This is a genomic window from Nocardioides sp. Soil_C_8 (genome assembly GCF_057656315.1).
The window spans coordinates 71,237-85,965 of record NZ_JBDGKQ010000003.1; the positions used below are offsets into that span (position 1 = coordinate 71,237).

A 14,729-nucleotide genomic window follows, 5' to 3' on the forward strand; every position below is an offset into this window, starting at 1 on the left:
GCATGACCTCCGATACGACGACCACGCCCGCCACCACCGGGAGCCCGAACGAGGCAGGCCGCCCGCTCGCGGTCGTGACGGGTGCCTCGAGCGGCATCGGCCTCGAGCTCGCCCGGCAGTTCGTCAACCACCACTTCGACCTCATCGTCGCCGCCGAGGACGACGAGATCGCCGTCGCCGCGGCGGTGCTCCGCGCCGAGAGCAGCGGCCAGGTCGACCACGTGCAGGTCGACCTGCGCGACGAGCAGGGTGTTGCCGACCTCTACGCGCGGATCCGCGCAGACGGCCGCCCGCTCGCCGCCATCGCGCTCAACGCGGGGCACGGCCAGGGCGGCGCGTTCGTCGACACCGACCTCGCCGACGAGCTCTCGATCATCGACCTCAACATCACCTCGACGGTGCGCCTGGCCAAGCTGGTGCTGCGCGACATGGTGGCGATCGACCAGGGCCGAGTGCTGGTGACCTCGTCGATCGCCTCGACCATGCCGGGCTCCTTCCAGGCCGTCTACAACGCGTCGAAGTCGTTCCTGCAGTCCTTCACCGAGGCGCTGCAGAACGAGCTCAAGGACACGGCCGTCACCCTCACCTCGCTCATGCCCGGACCGACCGAGACGGACTTCTTCGAGCGGGCCGACATGGCGGACGACACGAAGGTCGGCACGTCGAAGAAGGACGACCCGGCGCAGGTCGCCGAGCAGGGCTTCGAGGCGCTGATGGCCGGCAAGGACCGCGTGGTCGGCGGCGGCTTCAAGACCAAGGTGCAGGAGGCAGCCGGCAAGGCCATGCCGGACAAGCTCAAGGCGGCGATGCACCGGAGGATGGCGGAGCCGGGCTCGGGTGACTGAGCCGGCAGCGACTACGCGGTCGCGGCAGCGAGCACGAGCACGGCGAGGGCGACCTCCACGGCCGCGCCGAGCACGTCGCCCGTGATCCCGCCGAGGCGTCGTACGCACCGCAGCAGCAGCGTGAGCACCACGGCCACCATCGCGACCAGCCCGAGCGCCGTCGACCAGGCCGACCCCAGGCCGAGGCCCGCGAGCGCGACGACGACCCCGGTCACCAGCAGCGTGGCCACGGCGGCGACGACCGGGACCGACCCGACGTGTGTCACCCCGAGGCCGTCGGCACGGGCGGCGGGCACACCGCGCACGCAGGCGAGCGCCAGCGCGGCCCGGGAGGCGCAGACCAGGATCCCGACCACCCACCAGCCGTGGTCGTGGCGCACGACCGCCGTCAGCCCGGCGGCCTGCAACCCGGCGACGAGCACCACCGCGACCACGCCCGCGGGTCCCACCGGGCCGGTGCGCATCACCTCGAGCGAGCGTGCGGGGGAGTAGGAGGCGGTCAGGCCGTCGGCGGTGTCGGCCAGGCCGTCCCAGTGGAAGGCGCGGGTGCCGAGGGCCAGCACCAGCAGCACGACGTATGCGGTCGCGACGGGCGGCAGCCCCACCCATCCGGCGACCAGCACCACGACCGCCGCGGCCAGCCCCAGCGGCAGGACCGCCAGCGGCGCGAGGACCATCGCGAGACCGGCGACCCGGCGGTCGACCCGGCTCGGCGGCGGGACGCGGACGGCAGTGAGCGTGCCGGTGGCGAGCAGCCACGCGTCGCGGACGGTCACGAAGGCAGGATCTCCGACAGCAGCGCCACGTCGCGGAGCACGGCGATCCCGGACCGCAGGACCGGCAAGGCGGCGACGGCGCCCGATCCCTCGCCCAGCCGCATGCCGAGATCCAGGAGAGGCTCGAGGCCGAGGGACTTGAGCGCGTGGGCCTGGGCGGGCTCGGTCGAGCGGTGGCCGGCGAGCCACCACGCGGCCGCACCCGGTGCGCGGGCCTCGGCCACGACCGCACACGCGACCGACATCAGGCCGTCCAGCAGGACCGGCACGCCGCGGCTCGAGGACTCGACGAGGAACCCGACAGTCGCCGCGAGGTCCGCGCTGCCGAGTGCCGCGAGCAGCTCGACCGGGTCGGAGGTGCGGCCGTCCGCGCGGGCGAGGGCCTGTGCCACGACGTCGCGCTTGCGGGTCCAGCCGGTGTCGTCGATGCCGGTGCCGCGACCGGTCACCTCGTCGGCCGGCAGGCCGAGCGACGCAGCGACGAGCGCGGCCGCGACGGTGGTGTTGCCGATGCCGAGGTCGCCGGTCAACAGCAGCTGGGCTCCGTCGTCGACCAGCTCCCCGGCCAGCTCGGCGCCCAGGGCGAGGGAGCGCTCGGTCTCCTCGTGGGTGAGGGCGTCGGCGAGGTGGATGGCTCCAGAGCCCCGCCGCACCTTGCGGGAGATGACGTCGGACGGAAGGTCGTCGAGGTCGGCGTCGACCGCCACGTCGACCACCGTCACGGCGACGCCGTGCTCACGCGCCAGTGCGCTCACGCCGGCGCGACCCGCGACGAGGGTGCGCACCATGGCCTCGGTGATGGCCGGGGGGTACGCCGAGACGCCGTGCGCTGCGACGCCGTGGTCGCCCGCCAGCACCACCAGGCGTACGTCGGTGAGCGGCCGCGGCGGCACGACACCCTGCGCTGCCGACAGCCAGACGCCGACCTCCCCGACCCGGCCGAGGGCGCCCAGCGGCGTCGCCAGGCCGGTGAGGCGCTCGCTTGCGAGGGCGGCGATCTCGGGGGACGGCGGGGTGATGTGCGGCGTCTCGTTCATGGCACCGGCAGCCTAGTTGTCGCGCTTCATGGCGTCGTGGTCTGCCGTCGGACGTCCGGATCGGCCGACGAGTGAGCTCCGCCTCACCACGGCTCAGGTCGCCCTCGTCGGCGACGCTGGTCGGTTCCGCGATGCGATCGACGCACACGACCCGGTTGTCGCGCTAACCTGACCGGGACACGACACGGCGGGAGCGCTAGGTGACGGTCGAGATCAGGCTGCTCGGGCGTTTCGAGGTGACCGTCGCCGGGGTGACGGTCACCGACTCAGCGTGGCACCGCAGCGCCGCGGCGTCCTTGGTCAAGCTGCTGGCCCTGCAATCGGGTGCCCGGATGCTGCGCGAGCAGGTCGTCGACGCGTTGTGGCCGGACCTCCTGCTGGAGGATGCGGCCCCGCGCCTGCACAAGGCCACCCACTTCGCGCGCGCCGCGCTCGGTTCGCACGACGCTCTCGCCACCGATGGCCGTGCGTTGGCCCTGTTCCCGGGACTCGAGCTGCACACCGACGTCGCAGCCTTCGAGGAGGCGGTGGCCCGGGTGACCGACGCCGACTCCGCTCGCGCCGCCGCAGCCCTCTACAGCGGCGCGCTCCTGCCGGACGACCTGTACGCGCCTTGGACCGCCGAGCCCCGCGACCGGCTGCAGGCTGAATGGCTGGGTCTGCTGGCCCGCGCCGGAATGCTCGAGGAGCTGGTGGCGGCCGACCCCCTCGACGAGGGCGCGCACCTGGCTCTCGCGCGCTCCCACATCGACGCCGGACGCCGGACTGCGGCGCTGGCCGCTCTGGACCGGATGGAGGAACTGCTGCGCCGCGAGCTGGCAGTCGAGCCGAGCGACGAGGCCCGCGAGGTGCGACGCACCGCCGAGGCGCTCCCGGTCGGGCGGTCGGGACGGGGTACGCGACGGATCCCGGCCGCCCGGTCGTCGCTCGTCGGTCGGGAGGTCGAGCTCGCGACGGTGGCGGCCGCGGTCGACGCAAGCCGGATCGTGACGATCACCGGGCCGGATGGGGCGGGCAAGTCGACCTTGGCGCTGGTCGTCGCGCGGCAGGTCGAGACCGTCTCGGCCGACGTCGAGGTGGTGCTCGCCGAGCTCGCCTCGGCTCGTGACCACGCCACCGCGGTGCTCACCGTGGCAGAGGCGCTCGGCATCGAAGGCGCAGGGACCCGAGGTCTCGAGGCCTTGGCCGCCTCGACTGCGCGGCGTCGCGTGCTGCTCGTGTTGGACAACTGCGAGCACCTGCTCGACGTCAGCGCCGCCCTCGTGGACGCGCTGCTCGACCACGCCCCTGCCGTACGCGTGCTGGCAACCAGCCGGGAGCCGTTGCGGGTGGATGGTGAGGTCGAGCAACGGCTTGGCTCCTTGGGCGGATCGTCATCCCGGTTGTTCGCGATCCGGGCGCGGGCAGCGGTCGGCGGGGACGCGCCGGCTGAGGACGATGCGGGGGTCGCCGAGCTCTGCGAGCGACTCGACGGTCTGCCGCTCGCGATCGAGCTGGCCGCGGCCCAGCTGCGGCACCTACCGCTTCCCCAGCTGCTCGACCGGCTCGACGACCGGCTGACGCTGCTCGTCGGCGGCCGCCCGAAGGCCGGCGACCGGCACTCCGCGCTGGCCGCGACCATCGACTGGAGCTACCGGTTGCTGGACGAACCGAGCCGACAGCTCCTCGACCGGCTCGGTGTGTTCCCCGCCAGCTTCGACCTGCCAGCCGCCGCAGCCGTCGCGGAGCAGGCGCCGGTCTCTGTCACCGCGCCGCTGGGCGACCTGGTGGCCAAGAGCCTGGTCTCCTTCGAGCCCTCGCGCGGGCGTTACCGGCTGTTGGAGAGCGTGCGGCTGTACGTCGCGCAGCGACTCGACCAGTCAGGCGCGACCGCGCACGCGGTCGAGCTGCTGCGGCAGCACGTGGTGCGTCGCACCAGGCTGCGGTCACGCGTCGACGCCTGGCTCTCCGCGCTGCTGGCCGCGGCGAGCCGGGACGACATCGACAACGTCCGGCTCGCCTTCCACGCGAGCATCTCCGGGGGCCACTACGACGACGCGGTCGACATCGCGATCGGACTCAGCACGCTGTGGCGCAACACAGTCACCTACGCCGACGGCGAGCAGTGGGTCGAGACCTTGGCGGCGTGCGACCTCGAGCCCCGCGACCGGCTGTGGACCGAGATCCTCACCGCTGACGTCGGGCTGGGTGCCAGCGCGCCGACGGTGATGCGTACCGCTGCTCACAGCGCCACCGTCGCCGCGCGGCAGGTCGACGATCCGGGCGCCGCCTGCATCGCTGCGATCTACAGTGCGGTCACCCACCTGGCCGACCCGGCTCGTACTGTGGCGCGACTCGACGAAGCAGCGGCAGCGGCGTCGGCGGCCGGGGAGGACAAGCTCGAGCGGCTCGCTCGCGGCTATCGCATGGTCGCTCGCACCCTCGACTCGGGCACCGACTTCCTGCGAGCCGAGTCCGACGCGCTGACACACCGTGACGGCGAGTGCGACTACTCGCTGTACCTGTCTCGATGGGCGGGGAGCGTCGTCGCCCTCGCCGACCGCGACAGCACACGCCTCGCCCGCCTGATGAGCGACCAGCTCAACGACCTCGCCATCACCGCCCTGCACGGCAACTGGCTGACGATGTACTGGGAAGCGCTGACCGACGTTGCCACCCGCCAGCCGTACGTCGAGCAGCTGCGCCGCGCCCGAGACCGGGCTCTGGCCGAGGGCCGCGACAGCACGGCCGACTGCGTGCTCGTGCTGGCCGTGGCGGCGGCGTACGCCGACCACTGGGAGCGGGCGGCCGAGCTGGTCGGTGCGGTCGAGGACCAGCTGCTGCACGACACCGCCAGCTTCATCCACCCCGGCCTGGTCCGCGACCGGCTGATCCGGCCGCACCTCGAGCCGGCGGCGATGGAACGGTGCCTGGCAACCGGACGCCGGCTCTCCGGGCCCGACCTGCTCACCGCGGCCGGCGTGCTGCCCTGACCAGGACCCTCCTGCTGGAGTTCTCGGTACATGAACGGTCCGCGGTCCCTCGCGTCCCACGGGAGACCACACCTGGCGACGCCCGCCCCGGCGCGGCCTGCCAGTCTTGCCTGCGTGACCGGCCACTCCGTCCTGCAGCTCCCGGTGCCGGCGCTGGAGGGGTGGGTGCGGAAGCGGACCGCGCACTACGACGCGGGGTTCGTCTCTTCCGACCCGCGCTTCGGCCACGCGCACGTCACGGCCCTCGGTCCCTTTGCGCCGGCGCCCAGCGCGACGGACCTCGAGACCGTCACGCGGATCGCGCGCGCGACGCCGCCGGTGCGGGTGCGCCTCGAGCGCCTCGGCCAGTTCCCCAACGGGATCATCCACCTCGTCCCCGACCCTGACGACGCGCTGCGCGACCTGACGGCCCGGCTGGTGGCCGCCTTCCCGGCGTGGCCGCCGTACGGCGGTGAGTTCGGCACCGACGTGCAGCCGCACCTCACGGTCGACGCGGCGTCCGACGACGTCGACCTCACCTCGACAGCGGCGCTGCTCGCGGACGTCGTACCCGTCGACGTCGTGCTCGACCGGCTGCAGCTGGCGTGGTGGGAGACCGACCGGTGCCACGTGATGGCGGAGTGGCCGCTCGGCCGCTGAGCGGGGGCATGGCAGGATCGCGGCATGGCTTCTTGGGCACACCTCGAGATCACTGTCGACGACCAGGGCAACGTGGAGGTCGGCGGCTACAACGCCGACCCCGAGGCGCTCGTGGAGGGCACCGAGTCCTGGGAGGACCTCCTCTCCACCCTCGGCGTCAACGGCTGGGAGCTGGTGCAGGTCATCCCCGGCGTGGAGACGACCTACTGGTTCAAGCGCCACGCCTGACGGACGACCCCCTGACGGCTGCGTGAGCTCGGCATGAGCGACCTCCACGACCGCTTCCGGGCGGCGTCGGCGTCGGCCGACTGGATCTTCCACCGACCACCGTCGACGCCGGCGGCGATGCTGCGCGAGCTCGCCGACCACGCCGAGGCGCACGACCTCGCGTGGGACCGCTACGGCGAGCGAGGCGCCGTTGCGCAGCTGGAGGCCGAGGTCGCCGAGCTGCTCGGCAAGCCGGCGGCGGTGATGTTCCCCAGCGGCGTGATGGCCCAGCAGGCGACGCTGCGGGCCTGGTGCGACCGCGCCGGCTCGCGCCGGGTCGCGCTGCCCGACCTGTCGCACCTCGTCCACCACGAGCAGGACGGGCCGCGGCGGGTGCTCGGCCTCGAGCTCGAGTGGCTCACGACCGGCCGGCGCACCGCCACGGCTGACGACCTCGCCGGGATCGGCGGTCGGCTCGGTGCCGCGATGGTCGAGCTGCCGTTGCGCGACGCCGGCTGCCTGCTGCCCCCGTGGGAGGACCTGGTCGGGCTGTCAGCAGCCGCCCGCGAGCGTGACGTGCGCCTGCACGCCGACGGGGCCCGGATCTGGGAGTCGGTGTCCTACTGGGACCGCAGCCTGGCCGAGGTCGCCGCGCTGTTCGACTCGATGTACGTCTCGCTCTACAAGGGGCTCGGCGGCTCCAGCGGCGCGCTCGTCTCCTGCCCGGATGACCTCGCCGAGGAGCTGCGCTCGTGGCGCCAGCGGATGGGCGGCACCCTCTTCTCGCTGACCGCTCCGGCGGTGGGCGGGCTGATCGGCCTGCGCGCCCACATCGGCCGCTTCGCCGACTATCGCGCGTGGGCCGTCGAGCTCGCGGCGGCCCTACGCGAGCAGGGGTTCCGCACCTTCCCGGAGGAGCCTCACATCGGCACCTTCCTCGCCTACGCCCCCGGCACGGCCGACGAGGTCAACGAGCGGGTCGTCTCCTTCGTCGAGGAGCGGGGCGTCGTGGCGTGCGGTCTGTGGCGCGCGGCGGACGTGCCGGGATGGGTCGAGACCGAGCTGACCTGCTACGAACCGGCGATCCGCCACGACCCGACCGAGGTGGCCGGCCTGATGGCGGCGGCCGTCGGGGGCTCGCGCGGGTTCTGACGACCGGGCACGGGTGCCCTACATTCCTCCCGTGAGTGCCCAGGCCCCTTCCGCAGTGATCCTCGTCCGCGCGACCAGCTTCGTCCCCAACCCGGCGACCGCGGCCGACAACGCGTTCCAGGCCGAGGCTCCGGCCGGGCAGTCGGAGGAGTCGACCTCGGCCAAGGCGATGGCCGAGATGGACGCGCTGGCCGAGGCCCTGCGCGCGGTCGGCGTACGGGTCCACGTCTTCGACGACGACGACCACACCCGCCCCGACAGCGTGTTCCCGAACAACTGGGTCTCCACCCACGCCGGTGGCACCGTGGCCGTCTACCCGATGTACGCCTCGAACCGCCGCCACGAGCGTCGCGCCGACGTGCTCGAGATGCTCAAGTCGGAGTACCGCGTGCAGGCGATCATCGACTACTCCGGCCTCGAGCCCGACGGCATCTTCCTCGAGGGCACCGGCGCGATGGTCCTCGACCACGTCTCGCGCGTCGCCTACACCGCGCGCAGCCACCGCGCCGACGTCGCGGTGCTCGAGCGCTTCTGCACCGACTTCAACTACGAGCCGATGGCCTTCGACGCCGTCGACTCCGACGGCGTGCCGGTCTACCACACCAACGTCATCGCCTGCATCGGCACCGACGTCGCGATGATCGCCCTCGACATGATCCCCGACAAGCAGCGTCGCGAGCAGGTGCGCGAGCGTCTCGCCGTGACCGGCCGCACGATCATCGAGCTGAGCGAGGGCCAGATCCGTGAGTTCGCCGGCAACGCGGTGGAGCTCTGCGGACGTACGCCGGCGGGCAAGCGCCGCTACGTGATGGCCATGTCCGCCCGGGCGAGGCGGTCGCTGCTGCCCGAGCAGGTGGCGGCGATCGAGGAGACGTGCGAGATCGTCGCGGTCGACATCCCGACCATCGAGCTCGCCGGCGGGTCCGTGCGCTGCATGATCGCCGGCATCCACCTCGACCGCCGTCCGCCGCTGGCCGAGGTCGAGCTGACCGAGGCCGTCGAGGCGATCAACGAGGACAACCCGGTCACGCCCGACGGCCGCTACGTCGACGGCAACGCCTGATCCACCTCGCCTTCCCGGGGAACCCCGGCGGCTCCGGCGGTGTAGACACGGTGCTGGGACCACCCAGAGGCCCGGCGACGGGAGGGACGATCAGCACCGACGACGGCACGGATGACGCCGACCTGGTCGGCCGGGTGCGCGCCGGGGACACCGACGCGTACGCCGTCCTCGTGCGCCGGCACGCCCCGGTGGCGATGCGCACGGCCGCCCTGCTGGGGGCGGGGAGCGACGCGGAGGACGTGGTGCAGGAGGCGCTGGTGAAGGCGTACCGCTCGCTGGGGTCGTTCCGCTCGGACCGGCCGTTCCGGCCCTGGCTGCTGCGCATCGTGGCCAACGAGACCCGCAACGCCCACCGCTCCGCCGTACGACGTGCCGGGCGCGAGGCGCGGGACGCCGGCCCACCGCTGACCGAGCTGCTCGACCCGTCCGCGGAGGTGGCCGACCGGGAGGACCGGGAGCGGCTGCTCGCGGCTGTCGGGAGGTTGCCCGACAAGCTCGGCCACGTCGTGACCTGCCGCTACCTGCTCGACCTCGACGAGGCGGCCACGGCCGTCGTGCTCGGAGTGCCACGCGGCACGGTGAAGTCCCGGCTCAGCAGGGGGCTGGCACGGCTGCGCGACGACCTCGCAGCGACGATCGAGGAGGTGGACCATGCCTGACGCCCTGGAGGAGCGGCTCTCCGCGCTCGCCGCCGACCTGCGCGTGCCGGTCCCGGACGGCCTCCAACGGGCCGTGATGGACCGGGTCGCCACGACACGTCCGTCCGGCCAGGGCCGGCGGTGGCGGCGCTGGCTCGCCGGCGTGGTCGCGGGCCTGGTCGGCGTCGGGGTCGTGGCGTCGCCGGTGGGCGCGGAGCTCCGCGGGTGGCTCGGCCTGCCCGGGGTGTCGGTCACGTCGGGGGACCCGGTCACCGACGCTCCCGAGGTTCCCGCGGCGGCCGGCTCGCCCGACCTCGAGCGCGCGGCGCGGCTCGCCGGCTTCACGCCTGTCGTGCCCTCCGCGCTGGGTGCGCCGGACCACGTGGAGGTCTCGGACGACCGGCTGGTGGTGTCGCTCAGCTGGAGGACCGCGGACGGCACGATCCGGCTCGACGAGCTGCGCGGCGACGTCGAGCCGATCTTCTGGAAGACCGCCGACCGGGCCGAGCGGCTCCTCGTCTCCGGGACGGAGGCGCTCTGGCTGCCGACGGCGCACCGGGTCACGGTGGTCCCCGACGGCGGCACGGTGCGCGACCTCCCGTCCCGCCTGGCCGCCCCGACGCTCCTGTGGCTCGACGGCGACCTCACCCTGCGGCTCGAGGGCGACCTCGACCTGACCGAGGCGACCCGGATCGCCGAGTCCGTCGACTGACGGAACCCCGACCGGCGCGGCGGTGTATCCCGGGCAACCCGTCCCGAGGAGGAGCCATGCGCAGGATCCTGGCCGTCGCCGTACTCGCCCTCGCCGCTGCCGTCGGGCTGCCGGCCGCGTCGCAGGCCGGTGGACCCACGAGCGTGCTGATCACCCAGCCCGGCCAGTCTGCCGGCGCGCTCTACTACGACGACGCGGCGTACGACGCCCTGCTGGGGCTGCTGCCCGCCGACGAGACCCGGGGCGAGCCCCTGGCTCCCGGCGGCGCCGGTGACGACTACAACCTCACCTGGATGGTCCACGACGTGATGCCGTGGCGCTTCGACCGCGTCCACGTCGCCCCGGACGGGACGGCGTGGGTGATGACGACCTTCACGGCCGAGGACACCGGCGGGTGGGCCCAGGTCGACCAGCCGGACGAGCTGGCGGCGCTGCTCACCCAGGTGGTGGACGACTCCACCGCTCCCGAAGTGGTCTCGATCCCCGCCGACACCAGCGCTGCCGCGGAGCCCGCGCCGGCTCCTGCCGAGCCCGAGGCGGCGTGGTTCTCGCTCACGGGGTGGCGATGGGTGGTGCCCGGCGTGCTGCTCGGCCTGCTCGTCGGCGCGGTCGTCGCGCGACGTCCCCGGGACCAGGAGCCGCGCCAGGTGCTGATCAGCTCGGAGGCGTAGAGCGACGCGGGACCGTCACACGGCGAGCTGCAGGAGCAGCACCACGTTGAGGACGATGATGGCCCCAGCAGCAGCAACGCCCGCCACCGTCGTCGCGCGCCGGTTGACCAGCGACCCCATCACGTCGCGACGCGCCGTGAACCAGACCAGCGGCACCAGCGCGAACGGGATGCCGAACGACAGCACCACCTGCGACGCGACGAGCGCGGCCGTGGGGTCCACGCCGAGGGCGAGGACGACGACCGCCGGCAGCAGCGTGACCAGGCGTCGCGCCACCAGCGGGATCCGCCGGCGCAGGAAGCCCTCCATCACCACCTGGCCCGACAGCGTCCCCACGCTGCTGGAGGCGAACCCCGACGCGAGGAGACCGAGGGCGAACAGCAGGGCGGCGCCGGTGCCCAGCGTCTCGCCGAGGCCGGCGTACGCCCCCTCGATGGTGTCGATGCCGCGGCCCGACAGGGCGGAGGCGGCGACGAGCAGCAGCGAGAGATTCATCAGCCCGGCGATGGTCATCGCGGTGACGACGTCGATGCGCTGTCCGCGCATGATCGTGCGGCGCGCCGCGTCGGTGCGCGCGTGCAGCCGCTCGCTGGTCAGCGCGCTGTGCAGGTAGATGGCGTGCGGCATGACCGTCGCGCCGAGCATGCCGGCGGCGAGCACGACGCTGTCGACCCCGTCGAAGCGCGGGAGCGTGCCGTCGAGCACCGCCATCGCGTCGACGCCGCTGATCGCGATGTCGTAGACGAACCCGACGAGGATGACCCCGAGCAGGCCGATGATCACGGTCTCGAACTGCCGGTGACCAGCGCCCTTGACCGCCAGCAGGGCGAAGGCGACGACGGCCGTGATGGTGCCGCCCACCAGCAGGGGCAGGTCGAAGAGCAGCTTGAGTGCCAGCGCACCACCCACGACCTCGGCCAGGTCGGTGGCGATGGCGACCAGCTCGGCCTGGCCCCAGAGCCCCTTCACGACCGGGCGCGGGAGGTGCTCGCGGCACAGCGCCGGGAGGCTGAGGCCGGTCGCGACGCCGGCCTTGGCGGAGAGGTACTGGATGAGCATCGCCATGACGTTGCTGACCACGACCACCCACACCAGCAGGTATCCGTAGCCCGACCCGGCCGCGATGTTGGTCGCGAAGTTGCCCGGGTCGACGTAGGCCACGGCGGTCACGAACGCCGGGCCCAGGAGCGGCCAGATGCGCCCGCGTCGTGCGGGCGTCACCTCGGCATCGGGACTCCGCCGACGCGTCGGGGGAGCGGCGTACCGCTGGGTCTGGAACACGTCAGCTCCCCATCCCCACCTGGGCGAGCTCACGGCTGGCGCGGCGACGGTCGATGGCGCGGGTGACGACCTCCGCGAGGAGGAAGAGCACCATCATCGGGACGGCCAGCATGAGCATCGAGAACGGGTCGGTGGACGGCGTCGCGACTGCCGCGAAGACCACGGTCGCCATCAGGATGATCGAGCGGTGCCGACCGAGCTGCGCGCCGGTCACGACACCGGCGAGGTTGAGCAGCACCAGGAAGAACGGCAGCTCGACGGCGAGGCCGAACACCAGCAGCATCCGGGTGAAGAAGGAGAAGTAGTCGCCGAACTCGACCAGGTTCTCGAGGCCGTCGGGGGTGAAGCCGATCAGCACGCCCAGACCCTTCGGCAGGACGTAGTAGCCGAGGGCCACGCCCCCGATGAACAGCGGGCCGGCGACGAGTGCGAAGACCCGCGACCACCGCCGTTCGCGCTCGAGCAGCCCGGGGACGACGAAGGCCCACGCCTGCCACAGCCAGTAGGGGCTGGCGGCCATGAGGGCAGCGACCCCGCAGAGCTTGAGGTGGAGCATCAGCGGCCCAGTGGCCCCAGCGACGTACGCCGAGGTCGTGGTGTCCGCCCCCACCAGGTCACGAGCCTGGTTGTAGGGGCCCAGGACGAGTGCGAGGAGCGGGTCGAAGAAGAGGAGCGAGACGCCGAACGCCACCACCAGCACGAGCGCGGACCGGATCAGCCGGGCGCGCAGCTCACGGAGGTGGCCGGCCAGCGACATGTGCCCGGCGGTCGAGCCGGGACGGCTGGGTGCGACACGGAGCATGTCGGTGACACTGGCGATCGACATCGTTGGTCCTCTCAGCCGCGCGAGGCGTCCTGCTCGCGGGGCGTCTCGACGACGATCGGGTCGACGGCCACGTCAGCCGGGACGGCCGGGGCGGCCACGTGCTTCGGCTCGGCCTTGTCGGCCTCGTCCTTCGTGTCCTTCGTGTCGTCGTCCATCAGGCCCTTGGTCTCGGACTTGAAGATGCGCAGGGCCTGTCCGGAGCCGCGCGCCAGCTCGGGGAGCTTGGAGGCTCCGAAGAGCAGGACCAGGACGGCCAGGATGATGAGCAGCTCCATGCCGCCCAGCCCTCCGATCAGGAGGGGCGTCGTGGTGGAAGTCATGCGGTCTTCCTTTCATCGGGTGATGCGGGGGTGAGGATGTCGTCGACGATCTCCTCGACGGTCTCGTCGTCGACCTCGTCCTGCTCGTCGCGCTCGGCGAGCGCTTCCTCGACCTGGCGGCGGATGAGCTCGCGCGGGTGGAGGTCACGCAGCTCGAGGTCGGCCCAGTCGTCGCCGAGCGAGGAGCGGAGGTCGTCGCGGACGGAGTCACCCATCCGCTTGGCGGCCCTGATCCCGTGGGCCAGCTGCCTGGCCAGCCCGGGGAGCTTGTCGGGTCCGAGCAGCACCACGCCGAAGAAGGCGATGACGGCGAGCTCAGGGAGTCCGATGCCGAACATGGTGGTCTCCTTCTCTGCTGCTCCGGGGTGGCCCGGACGACGCGGGGACGTCCGGGCCACCAGGAGCGATCAGGCCCGGTGCCTCGGGTGGTGTCCGGCCAGCACGCGATCGACCTCGGCCGACCAGTGGGCTGGCCGCATCGCGGCGTGGTGCACCGACGGGTGCGTGGCCAGCCACGCGGCGCGCAGGACCACGAGGCCGAGCACGAGCACGCCGAGCAGCTCGATCGCCGGCACGACGATCACGCGCTCTTGTTGATGGCGCCGTTGACGCCCTTGGGGAAGAAGCCGCCCTTGGTGACCGACTTCGGGTTGAGGTAGACCACGTTGAGCACCTGGCCGGCCGAGCGGCTGAAGGCGATGCCGTTGCCGTCGGTGGGCTGGATGTTGGCGGTGTTCGCCCGGCCGATCGACTGGTCCTTGTTGCTCTTGCCGTCCAGGCTGTCGCGGGCGTTCGAGATCGCCCTCGCGGCGTCCTGCATGCCTCGGTCCCAGAGCTGCGAGCGGATGAGACCGGCGTGGTAGGCCTCGACAGCCAGGATGCCGGCCGCCGCCTCCAGGTAGGTCTTGTTCGAGATGAGCGGGGCCGCGCCCTTGTAGGCCGTGACGCCGACGTCCTCGAAGAGGAAGGCCGCGAGCAGGAAGTTGTCCTCGTTGGCGAACGGGTCGAAGGTCTGACCCGCCTGGATCAGGCCGGCGGCCGTGGCCGCGGCCGTGAAGCTGCCCTGCAGGTCGATCGCCGGACGCGACACCTTCGCGCCGCCCAAGGCGTCGCGGAGGAACTTCACGTGGTGGCGCTCGTCCCAGGCGATCTCCTTGGCGTAGTTGTAGATGGACTTCGACTTGAAGTCGACCTTCCTGCCGCCCTTGACCCCGCCCTTGTTGCCCTTGCCGGTGGTGAGCTTGTTGTCCAGCCCGTGACCGAAGAAGGCGTAGGAGTAGAACTCCGCCTCGAGGTACTCCAGGTTCAGCGCGAAGTTGAGCACCGCGCCGTCGCTGATCGCCGCGGCCTGCGCCGGGGCGGCGGTGGTGGTGCCGAGCGCACCCGCGCCGATCACGCCGAGACCGGCGACGCCGGCCGACTTGAGGAACAGGCGGCGATCGGTCTCGTTCTCCGCGCTCCGGTTGATCATGTCTGTGACTACTGCCTTGCCGAACATGCGTACTCCATTCGGGTCTCGCTGTGCGTTCAAGGACGCCGCGCCTCCGGCGGCCCGCCGGGACCGTGGCCCGGCTGGTGTGACACGGGTCG

General features: G+C 72.7%; 17 protein-coding genes. 9 read left to right on the forward strand and 8 right to left on the reverse strand.

The window, feature by feature from the left end; all coding sequences use genetic code 11:
* Positions 1–2 precede the first annotated feature (2 nt).
* A complete protein-coding gene (locus AC3A3L_RS13995) occupies positions 3–845 on the forward strand; it encodes an SDR family NAD(P)-dependent oxidoreductase (RefSeq protein ID WP_487640650.1) in 843 nt (280 codons plus the stop codon).
* Positions 846–856: 11 nt separating this feature from the next.
* Here AC3A3L_RS13995 and AC3A3L_RS14000 read toward each other — a convergent pair whose 3' ends face one another.
* Positions 857–1,621, reverse strand: coding sequence for an adenosylcobinamide-GDP ribazoletransferase (locus AC3A3L_RS14000; protein WP_487640651.1), 765 nt, complete (start codon positions 1,619–1,621; stop codon positions 857–859).
* Positions 1,618–2,658 (reverse strand): nicotinate-nucleotide--dimethylbenzimidazole phosphoribosyltransferase, encoded by a 1,041-nt coding sequence (gene cobT / locus AC3A3L_RS14005; RefSeq protein ID WP_487640652.1) that lies wholly within the window; start codon positions 2,656–2,658, stop codon positions 1,618–1,620. Before cobT ends, AC3A3L_RS14000 begins: the two co-directional genes overlap by 4 nt.
* 200 nt (positions 2,659–2,858) lie before the next feature.
* Here cobT and AC3A3L_RS14010 point away from each other — a divergent pair, with 200 nt between their 5' ends.
* The 8 genes from AC3A3L_RS14010 to AC3A3L_RS14045 all read left to right on the forward strand — a co-directional run bounded on the left by AC3A3L_RS14010 (position 2,859) and on the right by AC3A3L_RS14045 (position 10,712).
* Positions 2,859–5,630, forward strand: a complete 2,772-nt coding sequence (locus AC3A3L_RS14010) for an ATP-binding protein (protein WP_487640653.1) — start codon at positions 2,859–2,861, stop codon at positions 5,628–5,630.
* Between the two features lie 114 nt (positions 5,631–5,744).
* Positions 5,745–6,269 carry a 2'-5' RNA ligase family protein gene (locus AC3A3L_RS14015; RefSeq protein WP_487640654.1) on the forward strand — a complete coding sequence of 175 codons (525 nt, stop codon included), beginning with the start codon at positions 5,745–5,747 and terminating at the stop codon, positions 6,267–6,269.
* A gap of 24 nt (positions 6,270–6,293) precedes the next feature.
* On the forward strand, positions 6,294–6,497 hold the full coding sequence (locus tag AC3A3L_RS14020; protein WP_191196112.1) for a hypothetical protein: 204 nt from the start codon (positions 6,294–6,296) through the stop codon (positions 6,495–6,497).
* 33 nt (positions 6,498–6,530) lie between these two features.
* Positions 6,531–7,628, forward strand: a complete 1,098-nt coding sequence (locus AC3A3L_RS14025) for a threonine aldolase family protein (protein ID WP_487640655.1) — start codon at positions 6,531–6,533, stop codon at positions 7,626–7,628.
* A 31-nt stretch (positions 7,629–7,659) separates the two neighbouring features.
* Positions 7,660–8,691, forward strand: coding sequence for a citrulline utilization hydrolase CtlX (gene ctlX, locus AC3A3L_RS14030; protein WP_487640656.1), 1,032 nt, complete (start codon positions 7,660–7,662; stop codon positions 8,689–8,691).
* 50 nt (positions 8,692–8,741) lie between these two features.
* Positions 8,742–9,350: an RNA polymerase sigma factor gene (locus tag AC3A3L_RS14035; protein WP_487640657.1), complete on the forward strand. Its 609-nt coding sequence runs from the start codon at positions 8,742–8,744 to the stop codon at positions 9,348–9,350.
* Positions 9,343–10,041 (forward strand): hypothetical protein, encoded by a 699-nt coding sequence (locus AC3A3L_RS14040; protein ID WP_487640658.1) that lies wholly within the window; start codon positions 9,343–9,345, stop codon positions 10,039–10,041. Before AC3A3L_RS14035 ends, AC3A3L_RS14040 begins: the two co-directional genes overlap by 8 nt.
* Positions 10,042–10,097: 56 nt before the next feature.
* Positions 10,098–10,712, forward strand: coding sequence for a hypothetical protein (locus AC3A3L_RS14045; protein WP_487640659.1), 615 nt, complete (start codon positions 10,098–10,100; stop codon positions 10,710–10,712).
* A 15-nt stretch (positions 10,713–10,727) separates the two neighbouring features.
* Here AC3A3L_RS14045 and AC3A3L_RS14050 read toward each other — a convergent pair whose 3' ends face one another.
* From AC3A3L_RS14050 to AC3A3L_RS14075, 6 genes are all read right to left on the reverse strand, one after another.
* The gene (locus AC3A3L_RS14050) at positions 10,728–11,933 is read right to left on the reverse strand and encodes an Nramp family divalent metal transporter (RefSeq protein ID WP_487641194.1); all 1,206 of its coding nucleotides are present in this window, start codon (positions 11,931–11,933) and stop codon (positions 10,728–10,730) included.
* 61 nt (positions 11,934–11,994) lie between these two features.
* Positions 11,995–12,819, reverse strand: a complete 825-nt coding sequence (gene tatC, locus AC3A3L_RS14055) for a twin-arginine translocase subunit TatC (RefSeq protein WP_487640660.1) — start codon at positions 12,817–12,819, stop codon at positions 11,995–11,997.
* An 11-nt stretch (positions 12,820–12,830) separates the two neighbouring features.
* Entirely contained in the window at positions 12,831–13,139 is a 309-nt protein-coding gene (gene tatA, locus AC3A3L_RS14060) for a Sec-independent protein translocase subunit TatA (RefSeq protein WP_487640661.1), read from the reverse strand.
* Complete coding sequence (locus AC3A3L_RS14065) at positions 13,136–13,477, reverse strand: twin-arginine translocase TatA/TatE family subunit (protein ID WP_487640662.1); 342 nt, start codon at positions 13,475–13,477, stop codon at positions 13,136–13,138. The genes tatA and AC3A3L_RS14065 overlap by 4 nt, the downstream gene beginning before the upstream one ends.
* Before the next feature lie 69 nt (positions 13,478–13,546).
* Entirely contained in the window at positions 13,547–13,723 is a 177-nt protein-coding gene (locus AC3A3L_RS14070) for a hypothetical protein (RefSeq protein WP_487640663.1), read from the reverse strand.
* Positions 13,720–14,610 (reverse strand): ferritin-like domain-containing protein, encoded by an 891-nt coding sequence (locus tag AC3A3L_RS14075; protein WP_487640664.1) that lies wholly within the window; start codon positions 14,608–14,610, stop codon positions 13,720–13,722. The genes AC3A3L_RS14070 and AC3A3L_RS14075 overlap by 4 nt, the downstream gene beginning before the upstream one ends.
* Positions 14,611–14,729 lie beyond the last annotated feature (119 nt).

Excerpts from the sequence above, each read along its gene's own strand:
- AC3A3L_RS14045 (WP_487640659.1), top strand. The coding sequence starts at position 10,098 with ATGCGCAGGATCCTGGCCGTCGCCGTACTCGCCCTCGCCGCTGCCGTC.
- AC3A3L_RS14065 (WP_487640662.1), bottom strand. The coding sequence starts at position 13,477 with ATGTTCGGCATCGGACTCCCTGAGCTCGCCGTCATCGCCTTCTTCGGC.
- tatA (WP_487640661.1), bottom strand. The coding sequence starts at position 13,139 with ATGACTTCCACCACGACGCCCCTCCTGATCGGAGGGCTGGGCGGCATG.
- cobT (WP_487640652.1), bottom strand. The coding sequence starts at position 2,658 with ATGAACGAGACGCCGCACATCACCCCGCCGTCCCCCGAGATCGCCGCC.
- AC3A3L_RS13995 (WP_487640650.1), top strand. The coding sequence starts at position 3 with ATGACCTCCGATACGACGACCACGCCCGCCACCACCGGGAGCCCGAAC.
- tatC (WP_487640660.1), bottom strand. The coding sequence starts at position 12,819 with ATGTCGATCGCCAGTGTCACCGACATGCTCCGTGTCGCACCCAGCCGT.
- AC3A3L_RS14040 (WP_487640658.1), top strand. The coding sequence starts at position 9,343 with ATGCCTGACGCCCTGGAGGAGCGGCTCTCCGCGCTCGCCGCCGACCTG.
- AC3A3L_RS14025 (WP_487640655.1), top strand. The coding sequence starts at position 6,531 with ATGAGCGACCTCCACGACCGCTTCCGGGCGGCGTCGGCGTCGGCCGAC.
- AC3A3L_RS14020 (WP_191196112.1), top strand. The coding sequence starts at position 6,294 with ATGGCTTCTTGGGCACACCTCGAGATCACTGTCGACGACCAGGGCAAC.
- AC3A3L_RS14075 (WP_487640664.1), bottom strand. The coding sequence starts at position 14,610 with ATGATCAACCGGAGCGCGGAGAACGAGACCGATCGCCGCCTGTTCCTC.